The sequence below is a fragment of the Streptomyces xantholiticus genome (assembly GCF_014651015.1).
Taxonomy (GTDB): Bacteria; Actinomycetota; Actinomycetes; order Streptomycetales; family Streptomycetaceae; genus Streptomyces; species Streptomyces xantholiticus.
This window is the reverse complement of sequence record NZ_BMWB01000004.1, coordinates 195,338-212,060: the sequence shown is the minus strand read 5'-3', so window position 1 is coordinate 212,060 and position 16,723 is coordinate 195,338. Positions and strand designations below refer to the sequence as shown.

General features: G+C 72.5%; 16 protein-coding genes and 1 pseudogene. 11 read left to right on the top strand and 6 right to left on the bottom strand.

Annotated elements, in window-relative coordinates; all coding sequences use genetic code 11:
- The first annotated feature begins 30 nt into the window (after positions 1 to 30).
- The 5 genes from IE198_RS09545 to IE198_RS09525 all read left to right on the top strand — a co-directional run bounded on the left by IE198_RS09545 (position 31) and on the right by IE198_RS09525 (position 7,251).
- Positions 31 to 1,149 (top strand): sensor histidine kinase, encoded by a 1,119-nt coding sequence (locus IE198_RS09545; protein ID WP_189885092.1) that lies wholly within the window; start codon positions 31 to 33, stop codon positions 1,147 to 1,149.
- Between the two features lie 132 nt (positions 1,150 to 1,281).
- Positions 1,282 to 2,403 (top strand): phenylalanine--tRNA ligase subunit alpha, encoded by a 1,122-nt coding sequence (pheS, locus tag IE198_RS09540; RefSeq protein WP_189884758.1) that lies wholly within the window; start codon positions 1,282 to 1,284, stop codon positions 2,401 to 2,403.
- Positions 2,403 to 4,931: a phenylalanine--tRNA ligase subunit beta gene (gene pheT, locus IE198_RS09535; protein WP_189884756.1), complete on the top strand. Its 2,529-nt coding sequence runs from the start codon at positions 2,403 to 2,405 to the stop codon at positions 4,929 to 4,931. The genes pheS and pheT overlap by 1 nt, the downstream gene beginning before the upstream one ends.
- Before the next feature lie 394 nt (positions 4,932 to 5,325).
- On the top strand, positions 5,326 to 6,669 hold the full coding sequence (locus tag IE198_RS09530) for an NsdA family TPR-like regulatory protein (RefSeq protein WP_189884754.1): 1,344 nt from the start codon (positions 5,326 to 5,328) through the stop codon (positions 6,667 to 6,669).
- 51 nt (positions 6,670 to 6,720) lie between these two features.
- Positions 6,721 to 7,251, top strand: a complete 531-nt coding sequence (locus tag IE198_RS09525; protein ID WP_189884752.1) for an NUDIX hydrolase — start codon at positions 6,721 to 6,723, stop codon at positions 7,249 to 7,251.
- A 32-nt stretch (positions 7,252 to 7,283) separates the two neighbouring features.
- Here IE198_RS09525 and IE198_RS09520 read toward each other — a convergent pair whose 3' ends face one another.
- Positions 7,284 to 8,144, bottom strand: a complete 861-nt coding sequence (locus IE198_RS09520) for a 3-hydroxybutyryl-CoA dehydrogenase (protein ID WP_189884751.1) — start codon at positions 8,142 to 8,144, stop codon at positions 7,284 to 7,286.
- Positions 8,145 to 8,317: 173 nt separating this feature from the next.
- Here IE198_RS09520 and IE198_RS09515 point away from each other — a divergent pair, with 173 nt between their 5' ends.
- Positions 8,318 to 9,583 (top strand): glycoside hydrolase family 10-like protein, encoded by a 1,266-nt coding sequence (locus IE198_RS09515; RefSeq protein ID WP_189884749.1) that lies wholly within the window; start codon positions 8,318 to 8,320, stop codon positions 9,581 to 9,583.
- Positions 9,584 to 9,607: 24 nt separating this feature from the next.
- On the opposite strand, the gene IE198_RS09510 is transcribed toward IE198_RS09515, so the two are convergent.
- Both IE198_RS09510 and IE198_RS09505 read right to left on the bottom strand, forming a co-directional pair.
- Positions 9,608 to 9,799 (bottom strand): DUF1918 domain-containing protein, encoded by a 192-nt coding sequence (locus IE198_RS09510; RefSeq protein ID WP_189884747.1) that lies wholly within the window; start codon positions 9,797 to 9,799, stop codon positions 9,608 to 9,610.
- A gap of 86 nt (positions 9,800 to 9,885) precedes the next feature.
- Positions 9,886 to 10,782: a DMT family transporter gene (locus IE198_RS09505; RefSeq protein ID WP_189884745.1), complete on the bottom strand. Its 897-nt coding sequence runs from the start codon at positions 10,780 to 10,782 to the stop codon at positions 9,886 to 9,888.
- Between IE198_RS09505 and IE198_RS09500 the strand changes: the two genes are divergently transcribed.
- From IE198_RS09500 to IE198_RS09490, 3 genes are all read left to right on the top strand, one after another.
- Complete coding sequence (locus IE198_RS09500) at positions 10,781 to 12,217, top strand: aminotransferase-like domain-containing protein (protein ID WP_189884743.1); 1,437 nt, start codon at positions 10,781 to 10,783, stop codon at positions 12,215 to 12,217. The genes IE198_RS09505 and IE198_RS09500 overlap by 2 nt on opposite strands.
- 61 nt (positions 12,218 to 12,278) lie before the next feature.
- Complete coding sequence (locus IE198_RS09495; RefSeq protein ID WP_189884741.1) at positions 12,279 to 12,731, top strand: GNAT family N-acetyltransferase; 453 nt, start codon at positions 12,279 to 12,281, stop codon at positions 12,729 to 12,731.
- Positions 12,732 to 12,762: 31 nt separating this feature from the next.
- Positions 12,763 to 13,338, top strand: coding sequence for a histidine phosphatase family protein (locus IE198_RS09490; RefSeq protein ID WP_189884739.1), 576 nt, complete (start codon positions 12,763 to 12,765; stop codon positions 13,336 to 13,338).
- A gap of 10 nt (positions 13,339 to 13,348) precedes the next feature.
- Here IE198_RS09490 and IE198_RS09485 read toward each other — a convergent pair whose 3' ends face one another.
- From IE198_RS09485 to IE198_RS09475, 3 genes are all read right to left on the bottom strand, one after another.
- Entirely contained in the window at positions 13,349 to 14,590 is a 1,242-nt protein-coding gene (locus tag IE198_RS09485; RefSeq protein WP_189884737.1) for an RNA polymerase sigma factor, read from the bottom strand.
- Entirely contained in the window at positions 14,587 to 14,940 is a 354-nt protein-coding gene (locus IE198_RS09480) for a YciI family protein (RefSeq protein ID WP_189884736.1), read from the bottom strand. The genes IE198_RS09485 and IE198_RS09480 overlap by 4 nt, the downstream gene beginning before the upstream one ends.
- A 158-nt stretch (positions 14,941 to 15,098) precedes the next feature.
- Complete coding sequence (locus tag IE198_RS09475) at positions 15,099 to 15,872, bottom strand: LysR family transcriptional regulator substrate-binding protein (RefSeq protein ID WP_189884734.1); 774 nt, start codon at positions 15,870 to 15,872, stop codon at positions 15,099 to 15,101.
- A 73-nt stretch (positions 15,873 to 15,945) separates the two neighbouring features.
- On the opposite strand from IE198_RS09475, the gene IE198_RS09470 reads away from it, so the two are divergent.
- Positions 15,946 to 16,347, top strand: coding sequence for a DUF5997 family protein (locus tag IE198_RS09470; protein ID WP_189884732.1), 402 nt, complete (start codon positions 15,946 to 15,948; stop codon positions 16,345 to 16,347).
- Between the two features lie 55 nt (positions 16,348 to 16,402).
- Positions 16,403 to 16,530, top strand: a pseudogene (locus IE198_RS35060) (VOC family protein); the annotation flags it as partial.
- Between the last annotated feature and the right edge of the window lie 193 nt (positions 16,531 to 16,723).

The window sequence follows — 16,723 nt, the reverse complement described above, 5'->3', positions numbered from 1 at the left end:
TGCGCCGGCGGAGAGGTGGGGTACGGGGACATGATGGTCGGGACCAGCAGGCCGGCACAGCCACAGGGCGCGTCCCTGTGGGGCCCCGAGACGTCCTGGGTCGACCCCGACGACCTCCCCGACGGTCTTGTCGTCGCCGACGAGCAGGGCCTCGTCGTCTGCTTCAACGCCGCCGCCGTCCGCATCACCGCCGTGGCCAGGGCCGACGCGATCGGCCGGCCCCTGGAGCGCGTACTGCCGCTCGAGGACCTCAAGGGCCGCCGCTGGTGGACGCTGACCGACCCCTACGAGGGGCTCGCCACCCGCGTCGGCCAGCCCGAGCGCAATCTCCTGCTGCCCGGCGGCCGTGAAGTCCTCGTCTCGGCCCGCTACGTGCGCGACGTCCCCACCGGCCCGCTGCGGAGCCTCGTCGTGAGCCTGCGCGGCACCGAGGCGCGCCGCCGCAGCGAGCGCAGCAACGCCGAGCTGATCGCCACCGTCGCCCACGAACTGCGCTCCCCGCTGACCTCCGTCAAGGGCTTCACGGCGACGCTCCTCGCCAAGTGGGAACGGTTCACCGACGACCAGAAGCGGCTGATGCTGGAGACCGTCGACGCCGACGCGGGCCGCGTCACCCGCCTCATCGCGGAGCTCCTCGACATCTCCCGCATCGACTCCGGGCGCCTCGAGGTGCGCCGCCAGCCCGTCGACCTCGGCGCCGCCGTACGCCGCCACGTCGATGCGCACGTGGCCGCCGGGCAGGCCCCGGACCGGTTCCGTGTCAATGTCACCGGGCCGCTGCCCGACCTGTGGGCCGACCCCGACAAGATCGACCAGGTGCTGGGCAACCTTCTGGAAAACGCGGTGCGGCACGGAGAGGGAACTGTCACCATCGACATAGCGCCCTCGCCGTCCGCAGGCGAGCAGAGCGGTAGCGGCACCGTCGTCACCGTCACCGACGAGGGCCCCGGAATCCCGGAGGAGTCGATGGGCCGAGTCTTCACCCGCTTCTGGCGGGGGAGCAAGCGCGGTGGCACCGGCCTCGGGCTCTACATCGTCAAGGGCATCGTCGAGGCGCACGGCGGGACGATCACCGTCGGCCGGGGACCCGGCGGCGGCGCCGAGTTCCGATTTACGTTGCCCGTCGGCACCCCGGCCCACCTTCTCTAGAAGCCTGCCGGGCGGCCCACGGGCTCATTCGTCCTCCCGCACCCCGTTAGACTCGACCTTTGGCACCTTTGCGTCCTCGGTCGTCCCTGACGTGCGGGGTCCCCAGCCAGACCATCGGAAGTACGGGAAGAGATGTCCGCACCCAATAAGTCGTACGACCCTGTTGAGGTCGAGGCACTGAAACCGGAAGAGATCGAGCGCATGCGGGACGAGGCGCTCGCCGCCTTCGCCGCCGCAGACTCCCTCGAGGCGCTCGCCCACGCGAAGTCCGCGCACACCTCCGGCACCTCGCCGCTGTCCCTGGCCAACCGCGAGATCGGCGCCCTGCCGCCACAGGCCAAGGCCGAGGCCGGCAAGCGAGTGGGCCAGGCCCGGGCCGAGGTCGGCAGGGCGCTCGCCGCCCGCCAGGTCGAGCTCGAGGCCGAGCGCGACGCCCGGGTGCTCGTCGAGGAGGCCGTCGACGTCACGCTGCCCCACGACCGCGTCCCCGCAGGCGCCCGGCACCCGCTGACCACGCTCTCCGAGCGCATCGAGGACGTCTTCGTCGCCATGGGCTACGAGGTCGCGGAGGGCCCGCAGGCCGAGGCCGAGTGGTTCAACTTCGACGCGCTCAACATCGGCCCGGACCACCCGGCCCGAGGCGAGCACGACACCTTCTTCGTCCAGGACGCGGACGGAGGCTCCGACTCCGGCGTCGTGCTGCGCACGCACACCTCGCCCGTGCAGATCCGCTCGCTCATCGACCGCGAGCCGCCGGTCTATGTGATCTGCCCCGGCCGGGTCTACCGCACCGACGAGCTGGACGCCACACACACCCCCGTCTTCCACCAGGTCGAGCTGCTCGCCGTCGACGAGGGCCTGACCATGGCCGACCTCAAGGGCACGCTCGACCACATGGTCCAGGCGCTGTTCGGCGAGGGCATGAAGACCCGGCTGCGCCCCAACTTCTTCCCCTTCACCGAGCCGTCCGCCGAGATGGACATGGTCTGCTACGTCTGCCGCGGCGACTCCATCGGCAACCCGGACCGGCCCTGCCGCACCTGCTCCAGCGAGGGCTGGATCGAGCTCGGGGGCTGCGGCATGGTCAACCCGAAGGTGCTCACCGCCTGCGGCGTCGACCCCAGCAAGTACAGCGGATTCGCCTTCGGGTTCGGCATCGAACGGATGCTGATGTTCCGCCACAACGTCGAAGACATGCGAGACATGGTCGAGGGTGACGTCCGGTTCACCCGGCCGTTCGGGATGGAGATCTGATGCGGGTCCCGCTTTCTTGGCTGCGGGAGTACGTCGACCTGCCGGCGACGGAGACCGGCCGTGACGTCCAGGCCAAGCTCATCGCCGCCGGGCTCGAGGTCGAGACCGTCGAGCAGCTCGGCGCCGGGCTGAAGGGCCCGCTCGTCGTCGGCCAGGTGCTGACCATCGAGGAGCTGACGGAGTTCAAGAAGCCGATCCGCTTCTGCACCGTCGACGTCGGCCGGGCCAACGGCACCGGCGAACCGCAGGAGATCGTCTGCGGCGCACGCAACTTCTCCGTCGGCGACAAGGTCGTCGTCGTCCTGCCGGGCGCCGTGCTGCCCGGCGACTTCGCGATCGCCGCGCGCCAGACGTACGGCAGGACGTCCCACGGCATGATCTGCTCGGGCGACGAGCTCGGCATGGGCGACGACGGCAGCGGCGGCATCATCGTGCTGCCGCCCGAGCACGAGGTCGGCACCGACGCGATCGAGCTCCTCGAGCTCGTCGACGAGGTCCTCGACATCGCCGTCACCCCCGACCGCGGCTACGCCCTCTCCCTGCGCGGTGTGGCACGCGAGGCCGCCACCGCCTACGGGCTGCCGCTGCGCGACCCGGCCCTGCTGGACGTGCCCGGACCCAACTCGTACGGCTACGGCGTCAAGGTCGCCGACCCGATCGGCTGCGACGTCTTCACCGCGCGCACCGTCGTCGGCCTCGAGCCCGAGGCGCGCTCCCCGATCTGGCTGCAGCGCCGCCTGCAGAAGGCCGGGATGCGCCCGATCTCGCTCGCCGTCGACATCACCAACTATGTGATGCTCGAGCTCGGCCAGCCGTTGCACGCCTACGACCGCTCCCGCCTCGACGGGCCGATCGGGGTGCGCCGCGCCGAGCCCGGTGAGAAGCTCACCACCCTCGACGGCACCAAGCGCGTGCTCGATGCCGAGGACCTGGTCATCACCGACAACCGCGGGCCCATCGGCCTCGCGGGCGTCATGGGCGGCGCCCACACCGAGATCGCGGACGCCGCTCCCGACCCGGAGACCGGCCGGATCAGCGGGACCACCGAGGTCGTCATCGAGGCCGCGCACTTCGATCCGGTCGCCATCGCCCGCACCGCGCGCCGCCACAAGCTGTCGTCCGAGGCGTCCAAGCGCTTCGAGCGCGGCGTCGACCCGCAGGCCGCGGCTGCCGCCGCGCAGCGCACGGTCGACCTGCTGGTGCTGCTCGCCGGCGGCACGGCCGAGGGCGGCGTCACGCAGGTCGTCGCGCCCAGCGCGCCGCGTACGATCGCGATGCCCGCGAACCACCCCGACCGCGTCGCAGGTGTCGACTACGGCCGCGAGACCGTGGTGCGCCGCCTCCAGGAGGTCGGCTGCGACGTGTACGGGCAGGACGAGCTCGTCGTCACCGTCCCCTCGTGGCGGCCCGACCTTGCCGAGGTCAACGACCTCGCGGAAGAGGTCATCCGGCTCGAGGGCTACGAGAACCTGCCCTCCACGCTGCCCACCCCGCCGTCCGGCCGCGGGCTCACCGCCCGCCAGCGGCTGCACCGCCGCGTCGGCCGGGCCCTGGCCGGAGCGGGATACGTGGAGGCGCCGAACTACCCCTTCATCGGCGAGCCGGTTCTCGACCAGCTCGGCCTGCAGGCCGACGACGCCCGCCGCCGGGTGGTAAGGCTCGTCAACCCGCTCTCCGACGAGGAGCCCGCGCTGCGCACCACGCTGCTGCCCGGTCTCCTCGGCGCACTGCGCCGCAACGACGGCCGCGGCAGCCACGACCTGGCGCTCTTCGAGACCGGTCTCGTCTTCCGCCCCACCGGCGAGGAGCGGCGCGCCGTACGACTGCCGGTCGACCGCCGCCCCACCGGCGAGGAGATCGCCGAGCTCGACGCCGCGCTGCCGAGGCAGCCGCGCCGCGCAGCCGTCGTACTCGCGGGCGCCCGCGAGCAGGACGGCTGGTGGGGCAAGGGCCGCCCGGCCGACTGGGCCGACGCGATCGAGGCCGGCCGGCTGGTCGCCCGCGAGGCGGGCGTCGAGCTGACCGTCCGGGCCGACCAGCACGCGCCGTGGCACCCGGGTCGCTGCGCCGCGCTGTACACCACGGTGGACGGCGAGGAGACCCTCGTCGGCCACGCGGGCGAGCTGCACCCGCGCGTCGTCAAGGCGCTGCACCTGCCGGACCGAACCTGCGCGATGGAGCTCGAGCTCGACGTGCTGGAGCGGGCGGCGACCGGCGCGGTCCAGGCGCCGCGGATCTCCACCTTCCCCGTCGCGACGCAGGACGTCGCGCTCGTCGTCGCCGACGACGTGCCGGCGGCCGACGTCGAGTCCGCGCTGCGTGAGGGCTCGGGTGAACTGCTGGAGTCCATCCGCCTGTTCGACGTGTTCACCGGCGAGCAGATCGGGACCGGCCGGAAGTCGCTGGCGTACGCGCTGCGTTTCCGCGCGGCGGACCGCACACTGACCGTCGACGAGGCGTCGGCCGCGCGGGACGCGGCGGTGGCGCTGGCGTCGGAGCGGACCGGAGCGGTGTTGCGGGGCGCGTGAGCCCAACCGGTGACAGGGGCCCGGCCTCGGCGCGCACGCGCCGGGCCGGGCCCCTTCGCGTGCGGGCAGCGGCCGCTGCGCGCTGCCTGTTCCCACACCCGCCCTTGCCGGATCCGGGCGGCACCCGCCCGGAGACAGCCGCAGACGCGGCACGCGCGCCGTCCGTCCTGCCGCGGAGTGTCGGGCAGATCAGCAGGACGGACGGCGCGATCAGGGCCGCCGCACTGTACGAGGGGGAGCCGGCGGCCCGGCCGCCTCCTGGAGAGGCAGTTCAGTCAACCGCCCCCGCCCGGGCGGCGGCAGAGCACGCAAGCCGCAGAAAAGCGCACTACTTTCACACCCCGTGCGAATCGGTCTCCACTACCCTGAGCGGACGTCAGCCACCGGAGGGGCCATGCAGCCCAACACCCTGCTCGACGCCCTGCTCGAAGAGGCGGGTTTCTCCAACGCGGGCCTCGCCGCCCGCGTCAACCAGGCGGGCTCGGCCAGGGGACTGGCGCTGCGCTACGAACACACCGCGGTGGGACGTTGGTTGAAGGGACAGCGGCCCCGCGGCCAGGTGCCCGACCTGATCTGCGAGGTGCTCGCCGGCCGGCTGCGCCGTGTGATCACCCTCGACGACATCGGACTCGGCGTACCGCAGCCGGACCGGGCCGTGCCGCACAGCTCGCCGCTGTCCGGTTTCGTGGAGCGGGCCACCGCACAGTGGCGGTACGAGGCCCGGCAGCACAGGCGATCACCGGCCGCGCCCGCCGTCACCGGAACCCCCGCCGTGATGCCCGTATGGGAATGGGAGAACCCTCCGGAGGACGCGGACGTCTCACGCGACGGGCGCACCCGAGTCGGCACCGGCGACATAGAGATGTTGCGGGCCGCCCGCGCGCACTACGAGCTGATGTACCGGCGGACGGGCGGTGTCGCGACCCGCTCGCGTATCGCCGGCTTCCTCGACGCGGAGACGGCGCCGCTGCTGCGCGGCTCGTACAGCGACGCCCTGGGTCGCCGACTGCACCGCGCAGCGGGCGGGTTGGTGGCGGTGGCGGGCATCTGCGCGTACGACTCGGACGCGCACGGCCTCGCCCAGCGCTACTTCCATCAGGCGCTGCGACTGGCGAAGGCGAGCGGCGACCGGGGGCTCGGCGCCTATGTGATCGCGCTGCTCGTCAATCAGTCGCTGTTCATGTCGGAGCACCGGCAGGCGGTCGCCTTCGTGGAGGCGGCGCTGCGGGCGGCCCGCCGCGAGATCACCCCGGCCCTCGCCGCCGACCTGTACGCGATGCAGGCCAAGGCGTACGCGCATCTCGGCGACGCCAGCGGTGCCCTGACCTGCATCCGGCGTGCGGAGTCGGAGGCCGAGCGTATCCGCCCCGGTCAGGAGCCGGACGAGACCGGCTATGTCCAGCCGGGCCTGGTCAACGTCCAGGTAGCGGAGGCGCTGCTCGGTCTGGGGGACCTGGCGGCGGCCAGGGAACACGCTGCCGCGGCCGTCGGCGCACCGGCGCACGACCGGGGCCGGGTGCACCGGCTCGCCATGCTGAGCGAGATCGAACTGCTGCAGGGCGAGGCGGACCGCGCGGCGCGGACGGCGGCGGAGATGCTGGAGCGGGCCAGGGGGATGGAGTCGCAGCGGCTGAGGGACCGGCTTCGGGCGGTCCGCGAGCATCTGGCAGCGAGTGGCTGTGCCGGCGCAAAGGAGACGGCCGGACTCATCGAAGGGGCGCTGCGCGTTCCCCTCTGACCCGGGTCCTGCTGCCATGTTGCCATCTACTCGACGGAAGGTGGCAGAAACGTGCAGTGGACGAACTTAAGCGAACAAACCATGTATGAGAACCGGTGGTTCAGCGTCAACCTCGCGGAAGTCGAGCTGCCCGACGGCCGGCACCTGGACCACTTCCTCATCCGCCTCCGCCCGGTCGCCGTCGCGACCGCGGTCAACGAGGACAACGAGGTGCTGATGCTCTGGCGGCACCGGTTCATCACCGACAGCTGGGGGTGGGAGCTCGCCGCCGGTGTCGTCGAGGAAGGCGAGGACGTCCCGGCCGCGGCGGCCAGGGAGATGGAGGAGGAGACCGGCTGGCGGCCCGGCCGCCTCCACCATCTGCTCACCGTGGAGCCGTCCAACGGCCTCACCGACGCACGCCATCACCTCTACTGGGCCGAGGGCGCCACGTACACCGGTCACCCCGTGGACGACTTCGAGTCCTCGCGTCGTGAGTGGGTGCCGCTCAAGCTGGTCCCCGACATGATCGCCCGCGGCGAGGTCCCGGCCGCGGGCATGGCGGCCGGGCTGCTGATGCTGCACCATCTGAGGCTCGGCTGACGGCCGGTCGGCTCCGCCGGGAGCCGCGGCGTTCAGGAGTACGGGTAGAACCCGGAGCCCGTCTTGCGGCCGAGCCGGCCCGCGTCCACCATCCGCTGCAGCAGCGGGGGAGCGGCGTACAGCGGCTCCTTGAACTCCGCGTACATGCTGTCGGCGACCGAGGCCACGGTGTCGAGGCCGATCAGGTCAGAGAGCTTCAGCGGTCCCATGGGGTGTGCGCAGCCCATCTCCATGCCGTTGTCGATGTCCTCGCGCGAGGCGATGCCCGACTCGAACATCCGGATCGCGGAGAGGAGGTACGGGATGAGCAGTGCGTTGACCACGAAGCCGGAGCGGTCCTGGGCGCGGATCGGGTGCTTGTCCAGCACCTGCTGCACCACGGCCTCGGAGCGTTTGACGGTCTCCTCGGACGTGGTCAGCGCCGGGATCAGCTCGACGAGCTTCTGCACCGGGGCCGGGTTGAAGAAGTGGATGCCGATGACCTGGTCGGGACGCGAGGTCGCGACGGCCAGTTTCACCAGCGGGATGGAGGAGGTGTTGGAGGCGAGGATCGCGTCGTGGCGGGTCACCACCTGGTCCAGCACCTGGAAGATTTCGGTCTTGACCTGCTCGTTCTCCACAACGGCCTCGATGACGAGGTCGCGGTCGGCGAACTCCCCGAGGTCGGTCGTGAAGCTCAGCCGCTCCAGGGTGGCGTCCCGCTCCTCCTCGGTGATCTTGCCGCGTTCGGCGGCCTTGGAGAGGGAGTTGTACAGCCGGGTGCGGCCGATCTCCAGGGCCTCGCCCGTGGTCTCCGCCACCTTCACCTCGAGGCCGCTGCGGGCGCACACCTCCGCGATGCCCGCGCCCATCTGGCCGCAACCCACCACTCCGACGCGTGCAATGTCGGCCATTGAGTCCGTCACCTCGTGCCTTTCGCTGATCCTTCGGTCGGCAGGTCCCCCGTATGGTTCCGGCGCCCGCCCGACCCCCCGACGTTACTCCGGATGCGTGGATGCCCCGGTGCCCGGGGCGGGCATGCTCTGCGGATAAAACGGTGGACACCGAGCCCGACAGAGGTGGACGTATGGTGCGTATCGGCAGAAGAGGGCTCGTGATGACGGCGGCTGGCGCACTTGCCGCCTTCGCGACCGCCGGGGACGCGGCGGCGGCCCGCACGGCTTTTGAGGAACCGGCCAGGGGTGCCGGCCGGAGACGGCGGACGAAACGCGAGTTCCGCGGGATGTGGCTCGCCACCGTCGGCAACCGCGACTGGCCCTCCGGGCCGGGCCTCACGGCCGACCGCCAGCGGGCAGAGCTGCTGGCCCACCTCGACACGGCGGTGGGGCGCCGGCTGAACGCCGTGGTCCTCCAGGTCCGGCCCACCGCGGACGCCCTGTGGCCGTCGCCGCACGAGCCGTGGAGCCAGTACCTGACCGGCGTCCAGGGCAGGGACCCGGGCTGGGACCCGCTCGGCACAGCGGTCCGCGAGGCCCACAGGCGCGGCCTGGAACTGCACGCCTGGTTCAACCCGTACCGCGTGGCCATGCACACCGACCCCGGCCGCCTGGTGGAGAGCCATCCGGCCAGACTGCACCCGGAGTGGACCGTCGCGTACGGCGGAAAGCTCCACTACGACCCGGGTGTCCCCGAGGTCCGGCGCTTCGTCCAGGACGCGATGATGGACGCCGTCGTCCGCTACGACGTCGACGCGGTCCACTTCGACGACTACTTCTATCCGTATCCGGTCGCCGGCCAGGCATTCGCCGACGACGCGACCTTCGCGCGCTACGGCGGCGGCTTCAGCGACAAGGCAGCATGGCGCCGCGACAACATCAACCGGCTGGTGCGGGAGATGGCCGCGCGGATCAGGGCGGCGAAGAAGCACGTCCGCTTCGGCATCAGCCCCTTCGGCGTATGGCGCAACGCCGCGACGGACCCGCTCGGCTCGCGCACCCGGGCCGGCGTGCAGGCCTACGACGATCTGCACGCGGACACCCGCCGCTGGGTCAAAGAGGGCTGGATCGACTACATCGTGCCCCAGGTCTACTGGCACATGGGATTCCAGCCCGCGGACTACGCGACGCTCGTCCCCTGGTGGGCAGAGGTGGCGAGAGGCACCGGCGTCGACCTGATCATCGGCGAGGCGCTGTACAAGGTCGGCGCGGCAGGCCAGCCCCAGGCCTGGCACGACCCGGCCGAACTCTCCCGGCACCTCACGTACGCCAAGAGGTACCCGGAGGTCGCCGGTCACTGCTACTTCTCGGCGAAGGAGGTGGTGGCCGACCCGATCGGGGCGATGACCAGGGTCGTGGCCGACCACTACCCGACCAGGGCCCGGCCGCCCGCCTGACGCCGCCCCGGGGGAACGGGGAGGTCAGGTCTTCTCGTGGTGCCTGACGACGGTGTCGGGTCCGGGGGACATCAGCGCTTCGTGCCCGTCCTCGAAGCGGACGCGGAACGGCGGATTTCCCTCGTGACCCAGCACCTCGACGACTTCGGCGATCTTGTCGTGCTGTCCCACGGTCCTGCCGTGCACCAGCAGCGTGTCGCCCACGTTCGCTTGCATCGGGAGTGACCTCCTCGAAGCGGCTCGATGTGTCGAATGGTCCCTTTTCTTATCCGAGTCTACGGCCGGGGGAGCCTGCTGCACCCTCAGCTGCGCGACCGCTGGGTGATCGCGATGCACACCAGCACGGCGCCGGCTGCCAGGGGAGCCGCGGGCGACAGGTTCTCGTCGAGCAGCAGCACCGACCAGACCAGCGTGAGCAGCGGCTGGGCGAGTTGGAGCTGGCTGGCCTTGGCGATGCCGATCTGGGCCATGCCCCGGTACCAGACGTACAGACCGAAGAACGTGGATCCGGCGGCCACCCACAGCAGCCCGATCACACCGCGAGCGCCGAGGTGGACCGGCTCGTACGACAGCGCCACGACCGAGCCGGCGAGGGCGAGCGGCAGGCAGAGCATCAGGGCCCAGCCGATCACCTGCCAGCCCGGCATCTGCTGCGCGAGCCGGCCGCCCTCGGTGTAGCCCGCGGCGCAGACCACCAGCGCCCCGAACAGATACAGGTCGCCGGGGTGCAGCGCCCCACCGCTCTGCTGAACGGTGAACGCGATCACGACGGCCGCGCCCGCGAGAGCCGCGGCCCAGAACGTACGGGACGGCCTGCGGCCGGTACGCAGGGCGGCGAACGCCGCGGTCGTCAGCGGCAGCAGCCCCACGACCACAGCGGCGTGCGAGGTGCTGGAGGTCTGCAACGCCAGTGTGGTCAGCAGCGGAAACCCCACGACCACGCCCGCGGCGACCGTCGCCAGGCCGGCCCAGTGGCGACGCTCCGGCACCGGTACCCGCAGCGCCAGCAGGAAGGCGCCTGCGACAACCGCGGCGAGAACGCTGCGCACGGCCGTGAGGGACCAGGGGCCGAAGCTCTCGAGCCCCCAAGTCGTGGACGGAAAGGTCAGGGAGAAGGCGACGACGCCCAGGGCGGCGAGAGGGGTGCCGCTGCCGACCGCTATCGGAGTAGTGGGAGTAGCGCTATCCTGTGCTGTCATGCAAGAGCGTAGCAGTGTGGCGGAGCTGGCGTCCTCGCTGAAAAGAGAGCTGGACCGCTATCCGGCAGGTGGGAAGCTGCCGTCGAGCCGGGCCCTGGTCGAGCGTTTCCGGGTGTCCCCGGTGACCGTGTCCCGTGCACTCGCCCAGCTCGCCGCCGAGGGCCTCGTCGTCACCCGGCCCGGTGCCGGTGCCTTCCGGGCGCAGCCGCGCACCGGCGCGCCCGCGGCAGGCGACACCTCCTGGCAGGAGGTCACCCTCAGCGCCGACGCCGCGGCGGAGATCGTGCCGCGGGCGGTCGACGCCGCCGGGGTCCTCGTCACCCTCGCCGCGCCGTCCCCGGGCGTCGTCGAGTTCAACGGCGGCTATCTGCACCCCTCCCTCCAGCCCGAACGCGCCATGTCCGCCGCGCTCGCCCGCGCCGGACGCCGTCCGGGAGCGTGGGGGCGGCCGCCCGTCGACGGGCTCCCCGAGCTGCGCGAATGGTTCGCCCGCGGGCTCGGCGGCACTGTCACCGCAGCGGACGTCCTGGTCACCGCGGGCGGGCAGTCGGCCCTGACCACCGCGCTGCGGGCGCTGGCGCCGCCCGGTGCGCCGATCCTGGTCGAGTCACCCACCTACCCGGGCCTGCTCGCCATCGCCCGAGCCGCCGGTCTGCGGCCCGTACCGGTGCCCGTCGACGCCGAAGGTGTACGGCCGGAACTGCTGGCGGCCGCCTTCCGGGCCACCGGCGCGCGGGTTTTCGTCTGCCAGCCGCTCTTCCAGAACCCGACGGGCGCGGTTCTCGCGCCTTCGCGGCGCGCCGACGTCCTGAGGATCGCCCGCGAGGCCGGGGCCTTCGTCGTCGAGGACGACTTCGCCCGCCGGCTCGTCCACGACGACGCCGGTCCGCTGCCTTGGCCCCTCGCGGCGGACGACCACGACGGCGTCGTCGTGCACGTCAGCTCGCTCACCAAGGCCACTTCGCCCAGCCTGCGGGTGGGCATGCTCGCGGCCCGTGGGCCGGTCCACGAACGCCTGCGCGCCATCCACGTCGTCGACACCTTCTTCGTCCCGCGCCCGCTGCAGGAAGCCGCCCTGGAGCTGGTCGGTGCTCCTGCATGGAGCCGGCATCTGCGCGCCGTGGCTGCGGAACTCAAGTCCCGCCGTGACACCATGACCGCCGCCCTCCGGCTCGAGCTGCCCGAACTGGCCCTTCCCCACATCCCCTCCGGCGGCTACCACCTGTGGCTGCGGCTGCCGGACGGCACCGACGAGACCGCCCTCGTCGGTGCCGCCCTGCGGGCGGGCGTCGCCGTGGCACCCGGGCGCCCCTACTTCTGCGCCGAGCCCACGGCAGGGCACATCCGGATGAGCTTCGCGGGGGTGGCGGGCCCGGCCGAGATCGCGGAAGGCGTCCGCAGGCTGCGCGCGGCCTGCGGCGAAGCCCTGCGCTGAGCCGTTCGTCCCGCCGGAAAACGCCCTGACAAACCCGCACCGACATGCGAGCCTCCCAGCCATGAGCGACTCGACGCACGGCGCCTACACGATCTCCACCGACCCGGGGCGCCTGGATCTGGACCGCATCCACCACTGGCTCTCCACCGACGCGTACTGGGCCATCGGCCGCAGCCGCCAGGCCCACGACCGGGCTGTTGCCGAATCGCTCAACTTCGGTGCCTATGTGACGTCCACCGGTGAGATCGCCGGCTACGCGCGGGTCGTCACCGACCACGCCGTCTTCGCCTACCTCTGCGACGTCTACGTCGACCGGTCCGCCCGCGGCACCGGCCTCGGCACCGCGCTCGTCACCGCGGTCCGCGACCACCTCACTCCGCTCGGGGTGCGCAGGATCCTGCTCACCACCGACGACGCCCACGGCGTCTACGAGGGAGTCGGCTTCAAGGCGCCGGCGAACCCGGGGGACTGGCTGGTGCTGCCACTCCAGTCCCCGCCGTCGGCAACCCCTTGACCTGGGAGGCGCCGCACAGCACCATCACGCCATGAGTGTCCGGGTCACATTGGTCGCCGCCGCGCGTACCTCCTCGCTGCTCACCGAGCGATTCGACGACGACCGGCCGCTCGACCGGGCGGGCTGGTACGAAGTGCAGCTCGCCGCCCACGCTCTCGTACCGCTCAGCGCCGCCGAGCTGCGCTACTGCTCACCCACCCCGCGCAGCCGGGCGACCGGTGACGCCCTCGGCTTCGCGCCCCTGGCCCAGCCCGCCCTGCGGGACTGCGACATGGGCCGCTGGCGCGGCTTCACGCTCGCCGAGGTCACGGCCAGGGAACCCGCCGCCGTCGACGCGTGGCTGGCTGATCCGCGCAGCGCCCCGCACGGCGGGGAGCCGCTGCTCGCGTTCATCTCCCGGATAGGGAGCTGGCTGGACACCCGCCCCGCGGACGCCGGGGGCTCGATCGTCGCGGTGGCCGAGCCCGCCGTCGTACGGGCGGCGTTCGTGTACGCGCTGCGGGCGCATCCGTCGATGTACTGGAACGTCGACGTCCGGCCGCTGTCGACGGTGACCCTGACCGGTGTGCCCGGCCGCTGGAGCCTGTGCCTCGAAGCGGCGGCCTGAAGGTGCGCGCTCAGCCGTTCCCGAGCTCCCCGAGCCTGCGCCGCAGGAAGGCCGCCTCGGCTGCGTTCCCGGCCCCCGTGATCGCCGCCTCGTAGGCGGCGATCGCCTCGCTGCGACGCCCGAGACGTCGCAGCAGGTCGGCCCGGACCGCGTGCAGGACATGGAACGTGCCGAGACCCGTCTCGAGTTCCGAGACCAGACGCAGGGCCGCCTCCGGACCCTCCACCTCGGCCACCGCGACCGCCCGGTTGAGCGCCACGACCGGACTCGGGGCGAGCGCCGTCAGCTGGTCGTACAGCCGCAGGACCTGCCCCCAGTCGGTCGACGCCGCGTCCGCCGCGTCGCTGTGCACGGCGCTGATCGCCGCCTGGATCTGGTACGGGCCGGGCCGGCCCCGCCGCAGACAGCGGCGGACGAGCGCCTGCCCCTCCGCGACGAGATCCGCGTCCCACAGCCGCCGGTCCTGTTCCGGCAGGGGCACCAGCTCGCCTTCCGGGCCGGTCCGCGCCGGGCGTCGCGACTCGGTCAGCAGCATCAGCGCCAGCAGGCCGAGCACCTCGGGCTCGTCGGGCATCAGTGCGGCCAGCAGACGGCCCAGGCGGACCGCCTCCGCGCACAGGTCCTCCCGCACCAGCCGTGCGCCCGATCCGGCGGCGTAGCCCTCGTTGAAGACGAGATAGACGACTGACAGCACGGCCGGCAGCCGGTCGGGCAGTTCGTGTTCGGCCGGGACCCGGTACGGAATCCGGGCGTCCCGGATCTTGCCCTTGGCCCGTACCAGCCGCTGCGCCATCGTCGGCTCCGTCACCAGGAACGCCCGGGCGATCTCCGCCGTGGTGAGCCCGCAGAGGAGCCGCAGGGTCAGCGCGACCCGGGCTGCGGGGGCGAGAGCGGGGTGACAGCAGGTGAAGATCAGGCGGAGCCGGTCGTCGTGCACGGGCCCCTCCTCAGCCGGTTCGATCGGCGCCCGCAGCAGCGCCGCCTGAGCGTGCCGGTCCGCGCGGGCGGCCTCCCTGCGGAGGCGGTCGACCGCGGCATTGCGCGCGGTCGTGATGATCCAGCCGGCCGGACGGGGCGGGAGCCCGTCGTCCGGCCAGCGCCGTACCGCCGTGGCGAACGCCTCCTGGACCGCCTCCTCCGCGATGTCGAAGTCGCCGAAGCGGCGGACCAGGACGGCGACCGCGCGCCCGTACTCCTCGCGGAACACCCGCTCCACGACGCCCGCGGCCACGGCGGGAATGCGGGCCTTCATCCGCGACTGCCGTACTGCAAGGGCCTCACCTCGATCGGCAGGGTGATGGCCTTGGCCAGCTTGCGGCCCCACTCGAGGGCGGCGTCGAGATCGGGGGCCTCGACGACCGTGAAACCGCCGATGTGCTCCTTGCCCTCGAGGTAGGGGCCGTCGGTCATGAGCATCTCCTCGTCCTTGCACCGGACGACGGTGGCGGTGCTCGGCGCGTGCAGTCCGCCGGCGAACACCCAGGCGCCGGCCGCCCTGAGCTCGGCGTTGACGGCTTCCACGTCCCGCATGATCGGGTCCAGGACCTCGGGCGGCGGCACGGGTCCGTCGGGCTGGTAGATGCTGAGCAGATACTGCGTCATGGCGTTACCTCCTCCATGGAGCCGCGGCGCCCCCGCCGTGGCCTCACCGTTTGGTGGTCTCACCCTCTACACGAACGGGGCTCCGCCGGATCGACAGCCGAAGGACGCTGTTTCCGCGAGTTGTTCTTCCAGAACGCTCGATGCCGCCGGCGGCACCGCTACGACCGGCGGCGGGGCTTGCCGCGCTTGTTTCCCTGGCCGCCTCTGGCCCCGGCCGAGCCGCCGCGGGCGCGCTTCGCGGCCGGGTCGCCGGCCGCCGCGTGCCCCCGCCGGGCAGTACCTGCCGCGGGGCGCTTTGCCTTCGGCTGCGCCGGGGCAGAAGTGCGGCCCCGTGTGCTGTTGACGGTCCGCCCGCGGACGATCCCGATGAACTGCTCCACCAGATCGGGGGTGTCGCCCTCCGGCCACGACAGCGCGACGCGCGAGACGGGGGCGTCGGCGACCGGCCGGTAGGTGAGGTCCCTGCGGTGGTGCAGACGGGCCAGCGACTGCGGGACGACGAGGACCCCCACTCCCGCCGCCACCAGCTCGACGGCGTCCGCCGTCGTGGCGGGGCGTTCGATCGCGGGCCGCCCCGGCAGGCGCTCCCATTCGAGGGTGTCGTCGAGCGGATGCAGCACGATGTCCTCGGCAAGGTCCTCGAAGGTCACCTCGTCGACCGCGGCCACGACATGGTCCTTCGGGACCACCACGACCGTCGTCTCGGAGTAGAGGGGGATCGCGCTGAGCTCCGTCCGGTCGATCGGCGACCGGACGAGACCGGCGTCGGCGTCGCCGCGCCGGAGCACGTCGGGCGCGTCGGCCGCGGGCACCGAGAGGAGGGTCAGGGGCACGTCGGGCAGCCGCTCGTGCCAGATCCGCACCCACTTGGCCGGCGTCACACCCGGGACGTAGGCGAGCCGGAACGAAGGGGGTACTTCCGAGCCTGTCACCCCGCCAGGTTACCGGTCGTGGCCGCAGCGGCCGTGGCCGGAGGTGCCGCACATGCTCGATATCCTTGACATCATGACCTCGCACCAGACCGCCCAGACGATGAAGCCCGCGACCGCGGCCAAGAAGCTGGGTGTGTACCTCCCGGCCACTCCCACCGAGTTCCAGGAGGGCGTCGTCACGCGCAGCGAGCTCGGCGCGCTGCAGACCGATCCTCCCCAGTGGCTGCAGGAGCTGCGGCGCAACGGCCCGCACCCCCGTCCGGTCGTCGCGGCGAAGCTGGGCGTCTCCATCGCGGGCCTCGCGCGCGGCGGGGTCACGGAACCGCTCACCACGGAGCAGATCGACGATTTGAAGCGGGAGCTTCCCGAGTGGCTGCGGGCGGAGCGCGCCACGCAGGCCGAGGTCCGCAAGGAAGCCGTGCGCATCAAGGAGAAGCACGCGGCGCGGGGCGGTCAGCCGCACAACGGGCACTGACGGACCGTACCGGCCCCGCATCGGCGGAGGGCGACCTCGCCGCGCGGGGCTTGCCGAAGCCACGGAGGTGGCCCGGCTGATGGCCCTCGGCGCCACCGACCTCGACCTCGGCCAGGGCGACGTCCCGTGGACGTGCCTGGCCGACCGAAGCGCCACGAGTTCTGCGTCCTCGCCCCGGCCTGACGCGGGCCTTGACGACACCCCGACACAGGGGCCTTGTGTGCTCATGCGCCATGACCCCGGGTGGTCACTTCGCGCTCGCTGCCTCCCCCGCACACCCACAGCAGCACCACCCGACCGGCAGCGGGGGCCAATCTTCGGAACTGACCGCAACACAGCGTTACGGGACCAAGATCCGCCAACTGGCGTGCTCGTC

Bases quoted from the DNA above. Each gene is read 5' to 3' on its own strand.
- IE198_RS09480 (WP_189884736.1), bottom strand. From the start codon at position 14,940: ATGACGCAGTATCTGCTCAGCATCTACCAGCCCGACGGACCCGTGCCG.
- IE198_RS09500 (WP_189884743.1), top strand. From the start codon at position 10,781: ATGCAAGAGCGTAGCAGTGTGGCGGAGCTGGCGTCCTCGCTGAAAAGA.
- IE198_RS09470 (WP_189884732.1), top strand. From the start codon at position 15,946: ATGACCTCGCACCAGACCGCCCAGACGATGAAGCCCGCGACCGCGGCC.
- IE198_RS09530 (WP_189884754.1), top strand. From the start codon at position 5,326: ATGCAGCCCAACACCCTGCTCGACGCCCTGCTCGAAGAGGCGGGTTTC.
- pheT (WP_189884756.1), top strand. From the start codon at position 2,403: ATGCGGGTCCCGCTTTCTTGGCTGCGGGAGTACGTCGACCTGCCGGCG.
- IE198_RS09510 (WP_189884747.1), bottom strand. From the start codon at position 9,799: ATGCAAGCGAACGTGGGCGACACGCTGCTGGTGCACGGCAGGACCGTG.
- IE198_RS09490 (WP_189884739.1), top strand. From the start codon at position 12,763: ATGAGTGTCCGGGTCACATTGGTCGCCGCCGCGCGTACCTCCTCGCTG.
- IE198_RS09485 (WP_189884737.1), bottom strand. From the start codon at position 14,590: ATGAAGGCCCGCATTCCCGCCGTGGCCGCGGGCGTCGTGGAGCGGGTG.
- IE198_RS09495 (WP_189884741.1), top strand. From the start codon at position 12,279: ATGAGCGACTCGACGCACGGCGCCTACACGATCTCCACCGACCCGGGG.
- IE198_RS09545 (WP_189885092.1), top strand. From the start codon at position 31: ATGATGGTCGGGACCAGCAGGCCGGCACAGCCACAGGGCGCGTCCCTG.
- pheS (WP_189884758.1), top strand. From the start codon at position 1,282: ATGTCCGCACCCAATAAGTCGTACGACCCTGTTGAGGTCGAGGCACTG.
- IE198_RS09505 (WP_189884745.1), bottom strand. From the start codon at position 10,782: ATGACAGCACAGGATAGCGCTACTCCCACTACTCCGATAGCGGTCGGC.
- IE198_RS09520 (WP_189884751.1), bottom strand. From the start codon at position 8,144: ATGGCCGACATTGCACGCGTCGGAGTGGTGGGTTGCGGCCAGATGGGC.
- IE198_RS09515 (WP_189884749.1), top strand. From the start codon at position 8,318: ATGGTGCGTATCGGCAGAAGAGGGCTCGTGATGACGGCGGCTGGCGCA.